This window comes from Streptococcus sp. HMSC064H09 (assembly GCF_001812625.1).
Taxonomy (GTDB): Bacteria; Bacillota; Bacilli; order Lactobacillales; family Streptococcaceae; genus Streptococcus.
This window is the reverse complement of record NZ_KV809605.1, coordinates 29,037-34,749: the sequence shown is the minus strand read 5'-3', so window position 1 is coordinate 34,749 and position 5,713 is coordinate 29,037. Positions and strand designations below refer to the sequence as shown.

Here is a 5,713-nt window from a genome sequence, read left to right as displayed (position 1 = left end):
ATACCCCTAATTCTCAAGTTCCCTCTGCTGAAAAGAATATCACGGGTGGTCAATGGTATAGTGATGAACAAGGCAATTGGCATTACAAAAAAGATGACAAGGATCTGACAGGTCCAAACCTAATTGATGGACAGCATGTCTATTTTGACAAGGATGGTAAACAGGTCAAAGGAAACTTTGCCCAAGATGGACATTATTATGATGGTGAACTTGGACATCTAACAACTGAATCTTTTGTTACTACTGGCGATAACCACTGGTATTATGTAGATAAGACAGGTGAAAAAGTGACTGGCCTTCAAGAAATTGGAGACAAAACTTACCACTTTAATGACAAGGGGCTTCAAACAAAAGGGCAAAGAGTGGTTGTTGATGGAAAAGGATATTATTTCCATCCTGAAAATGGCGAACTTTGGAATAATAAGATTGCCCTCTACCATAGTACTCGCTACATTAACGGAACCAGCGACGACATTTATTACTACTATGACAATGACGGTAATATTTACACTGGCCCTAAAACCATCGACGGTAAAGAGTACTACTTCCAACCAGACATGGTCTATTATTCTAAATTCAAGAATCCTGATGGTACTGAAAGTTATTACAATGAACAGGGACAAAAAGTCTATAATGGCTGGGGTAAAATCAGATACATGTACCTGAGAGGATACCTCTGGACACCTTCTGTTTATGCTGATGAAAATGGACATGTTGTCCATGGATTCAAGCGAATTAATGGACAACTCTACTATTTTGATGAATCTGGTTCACTAAGAGATGATGTCCCTGGCAGCCCAAACCCACTGTTCCAAGTTGATGGAAACTGGTACTATGCTCAGTTTTCTAAATACATTAACGGCGTAAGAGGTGCTATCCTCACCAATGCTTTCACTTTTATTGCTGTAGATGATAGATACCCAACATCAATTGCAGATGAAAATGGTAAATTGACTCCAGTTACAGCCAAAAATAGTTATGTTACTGCTGGAGGTAAATGGTACTATGTTGATAAATCTAGTTATCCTTTAAAGGGCGAACAAGTGATAGATTATGTCAATGTCTACTTCCGTGATGACTATTCTCAAGTTAAAGGTGACTTTGCGCCAAACGGCCATTATTATGATAAAGATAGTGGAGCCCTCGTTACCAACCGTTATGTCGAAAAAGATGGCAAGTGGTACTATGTCAATGATAAGGGCGATAAATTAATTGGTGCTCAAACTATAGATGGTGTAGAAGTCTATTTTGATAAAGACGGTGTCCAAGCCAAAGGTATTTTTGCCAATGCTGATCATTTTTATGACAAAGACACAGGTGTTGCTGTCCGAGACCAAATCGTCGAAGTCGATGGCAAACGCTATTATGTTGGTCAAGATGGTAGAAAAGTTTACTCAGGAACACATATTGTTCATGGTGAAGAAGTGAATCTTATCGTTGGAGATGGTCATCAAGGCTTCGGAGAATTCACATACTACGCAGATAGTGGAGACTATATCGGATTTGATGGTAAAAAGGTTACAAAAGCTGGTTTCGTTAAAACCAAAGATAATCACTGGTATTATTTAGACGGTAAGGGAAACAAATTAGTCTCCGTTCAAGTTATCGATGGCGAACTCTACTACTTTGGACTTCCTACTCGTAAATACTACTACGGAATGCAAAGTAGAGGTGAGCTCATCTATGCGTATTACAGTGATACTATCCCTAACAGCAGCCACATCTACTATCTGGATGAAGCAACAGGCGCTGCACTTAAAAATCAGTACCATGAATGGGAAGGTAGTTGGTATTACTTTGGTCCAAACTGGTACGCCTTGACCGGTGAACAAACCATTGACAATGTCCCAGTCTACTTCCACAGTAACGGTAAACAAGCCAAAGGTGAACTAGTCACCGTTGATGGTAAAATCCACTACTACGATGCCAACTCAGGTGCCCGTTTGTCAAATATTGACATTACTATAAAAGGGGAAACCTATCATTTTGATGCGGACGGAAACGGAACACTCATTAGTTAATGAAGTTATAGAGACTCCTTCTCAATAATGACAGATTTAAAATGAAAGGAGAATTATCATGGAAAAGAAAGTACATTTTAAACTTCACAAAGTTAAAAAACATTGGGTAACTATTGCAGTGACAGGACTCACTTTAGGATTGAGTTTTGCAGGCCTTAACTACGCTTCAGCTGAAGAACAGCCTACCCCTGTTAATGAAGCGACTGTTGAAGCCATCATCAAAGAAGGCGCCATTGACGTCGAGACTCCAGCAACTAGTGAAACCACAGCTAAACCTGCAGAAAACACACTTGCTAGTGCTTCAAGTGAAGCTGCCACAGTGTCAGAAGCACTAGCAGCTAACTCTGAATTGGCTTCAACAGAAACAGTCTCTGAAAAACTAAGCTCTGAAGTTACAAGCACAGCTAGTTCGGAAGTAGCTAGTCCGGAAACTGCACATTCTGAGGTAAGTACAACAAATACACCTACAAACAACGAAAACCTCATCATAAGTACTACTCCTGATAAAACAACTTTAGATACCTCACAAAAAGATGGCGATTTCACCATCACTGTTGAAGCGGAAGGTATCACAAAAAAGACAGATAAAAGAGAGAGTTTCGTTTCAGATGCAAATGGTGTTACCTATTATGTAGATGCAAAAGGGCGGCTGGTTACCGGACCAAAAGACATCAACGGTTTCCAATATTACTTTAACGATGATGGCACTATGGTAAAAGGGCAGCTTAGAAAAGTTGACGACAAACTACACTTTTACGATGGAAACGATGGCAAGCTAGTAACAGATTGTTTTATTACATTCAAAGACAACCACTATATTCCAGAAGAAAACTATAGTAAAGTTGTTTACTTCAATGAACCTGCTTATATCGAACCAAACTATTATGTAATGCCTGGACTAGAACGTTACTATTTCGATAAAAATGGTAATACACTTAAGAAAGGTCGTCAGACGATTTTAGGTGATGACTATTACATCTATGACAATGGCCAAGTTGCTGTTCATAGACTAATGGAATTAGACCACAAACGCTACTACTTTGACGACAAAGGGACCTTAGCCAAAAACAAACAATTTCCTATCATCGAAAAGGGTCTATGGAAGTCTATGCCATATGTATTTTATTCAGACCACGATGGGGTGGCAGATTATCTCAATAAAAAACTAAACATTGTAACTTATCCGTTCCCAATTTACTATACTCTTCCTTCAGAAAATAATAGAGAATATCCAAAAAATCAATTTATGATGGACTACGAAGGTCGTTGGTATTACTTCAACAAAGACGGATTTCCTATCACTGGACCTAAAACTATTGATGGCTTTGAACTCTACTTCCATGAATCATCTCGTCCAGAGGGACATCAAGCTAAAGGCGAATTCATTAATATTGATAATAAAATCTACTACTTCGACAAAGATAATGGTCGTAAAGTCAAGGACACTTCCTTTGAGTTAAACGGTATATATTATATCGCAGATAAAGAGGGAAATATCACTATTCAAGGTGACTCTAAATTCCATAACCAATATGTCAGCGATGATAAAGGAAACTGGTACTACTACAACGCCGATGGCAATAAACTCATTGGCGAACAAACCATTGATAACGTCAAAGTTTACTTTAAGGATAGTGGAGTCCAAGTTAAAGGACACTTCGCTCCGAATGGACACTTCTATGACAAGGATAGTGGTGAACTTGTTACCAATGCTTATGTAGAAGACAATGGAAACTGGTATTATGTCGACGAAAATGGTCAAAAACTCATTGGAAACCAAATTGTTGATAGTTATCATGTTTGTTTTGACGGTAATGGTCGACAACTAAAAGGTGAAGCTAGCTACTCAAATTCAGGTCTACCAAAACATTACTATGATTTGCATAATGGACAAATGGTTATCAACTCACTTATTCAAATCGATGGTAAGACCTATAAATCTGATAATGAAGGTAAACTCTCTGAAGTACCATATGCTTTAAACTATCGCAACCAAATTGTTACCGATGACTTTGAAAACAGCTATTATTATGACTACCAAGGAATGATGGTTAAAAATCAATACGTTACTATCTATCACCTAGAGAATGACTATCTTAACCCTAAAATTAGAAAAGTCACCTATTATGCAGGATATGACGGAAAATTCCTTCACGGTCCCCAAACAATAAATGGTGTTGCTACTTATTTCAATGCCTATGGTGAACAAATCAAAGACCAGTTCGCAGACGATGGTTACTATTATGATAAAGATACCGGTGCTCGTGTTAATTTAGGTGTCAACCGATCAGTTATGATAAATGGTAAATGGTATTATGTTGACCAAAACGGAAAGCAATCTAAAGGAGAGTTTATTAAACAAGGAGGAAACAAATACTACTACGATAAAAATAATGGTGAGCGTGTCATTGGAACACTTTTTGAAGTGAACGATAAACTTTATATTTCAGATCAAGAAGGTGTCATTACTGAAAAGAAAGATGATATCAAAAAAAATGGACTGTTCTATGATGACTACCACAATATCCATTATATGAATGATAATGGTCATCTAGCTAGGAACTTATACGTTCCTTCTAACCACAATGGATTTAGCGATGATACAAAACCATTTTACTATTTTGGTTCCGAAGGAATCGCTTTAAAAGGGGAGCATACTATTAATGGTGAAACAGTATTCTTCGATGAAAATGGAGAGCAAGTAAAAGGAGGTTTCGCAAAAAACGGTAAATATTACGATAAACATACAGGTAACTTAGCAAGAAATACTTTCAGAGAACGTACTGTAAGAATCGCTCGTGAATGGCGTGCTAATGGTATCTCAACTACATTCCGCTACTACCTAGATAATAGTGGCTACAAGGTGTCAGGTTATCAGACTATTAACGGTGAGGACTACTACTTCTACCCTGATGGACCACAGTTAAAAGGGGATTTCGCACCAGATGGTAGATATCACGATAAGGACACCGGAGCTTTAGTCACAAAACGTTATGTTCAAATAAAACCTTGGCATTTTATCACCGACCTAGGTAATGAGCCTATCGACCATAATTATGTTCAAGTATTTCAATTCGATAGATACCCTAGTCTAGCAGACACCTCAACTGGTGCAATTACTAGATATTTTGGTAAAAAATATTCTAATAGTTGGTACTACGTCGATGAAAATAGTCAAAAGGTAACTGGACACAAAACTATCGATAATGTGAAGGGTTACTTTGATAAAGATGGTAAACAAGCTAAAGGTATTGTTGCTGATGATGGTTATTACTATGACAAGAATACTGGTGAACTTGTTGACTTAGGACGTGACAAATTCGTTGACGTTGACGGTAATCGTTACTATGTTGGTAGTGATGGTAAATGTTACAAGGGAGAACAAAAGATTGGAGATGATTACTACTATTTCCACGATGATGGTAGACTAGGCTACGACGAATTGCGAACAATTTGGGCGGGAAATGACTACTACTACCATTATTATTACCCAAAAACTGGAAAACGTGCTAAAAATGTTGACATTACTTTTAACCACTCAATTCGTTACAAGGTGAAAGCTGAGCTTGTTCATTTCGATGAAAACGGTGATGGAAGGGTTATTAAATATATTTACGAATAATATTTATTTCACACATATAATTCCAATTTGTCTTTCAATGAAAGGAGAATTATCATGGAAAAGAAAGTAC

The 5,713-nt window shown here is 37.6% G+C and carries 2 protein-coding genes; both read left to right on the top strand.

Annotation, left to right across the window (positions count from 1 at the left end):
- The coding region (locus tag HMPREF2867_RS08085; protein WP_070576988.1) for a glucosyl transferase at positions 1 to 2,021 on the top strand (2,021 nt) is incomplete at its 5' end.
- A gap of 58 nt (positions 2,022 to 2,079) precedes the next feature.
- Positions 2,080 to 5,643 carry a KxYKxGKxW signal peptide domain-containing protein gene (locus HMPREF2867_RS08080; protein WP_070576986.1) on the top strand — a complete coding sequence of 1,188 codons (3,564 nt, stop codon included), beginning with the start codon at positions 2,080 to 2,082 and terminating at the stop codon, positions 5,641 to 5,643.
- Positions 5,644 to 5,713 lie beyond the last annotated feature (70 nt).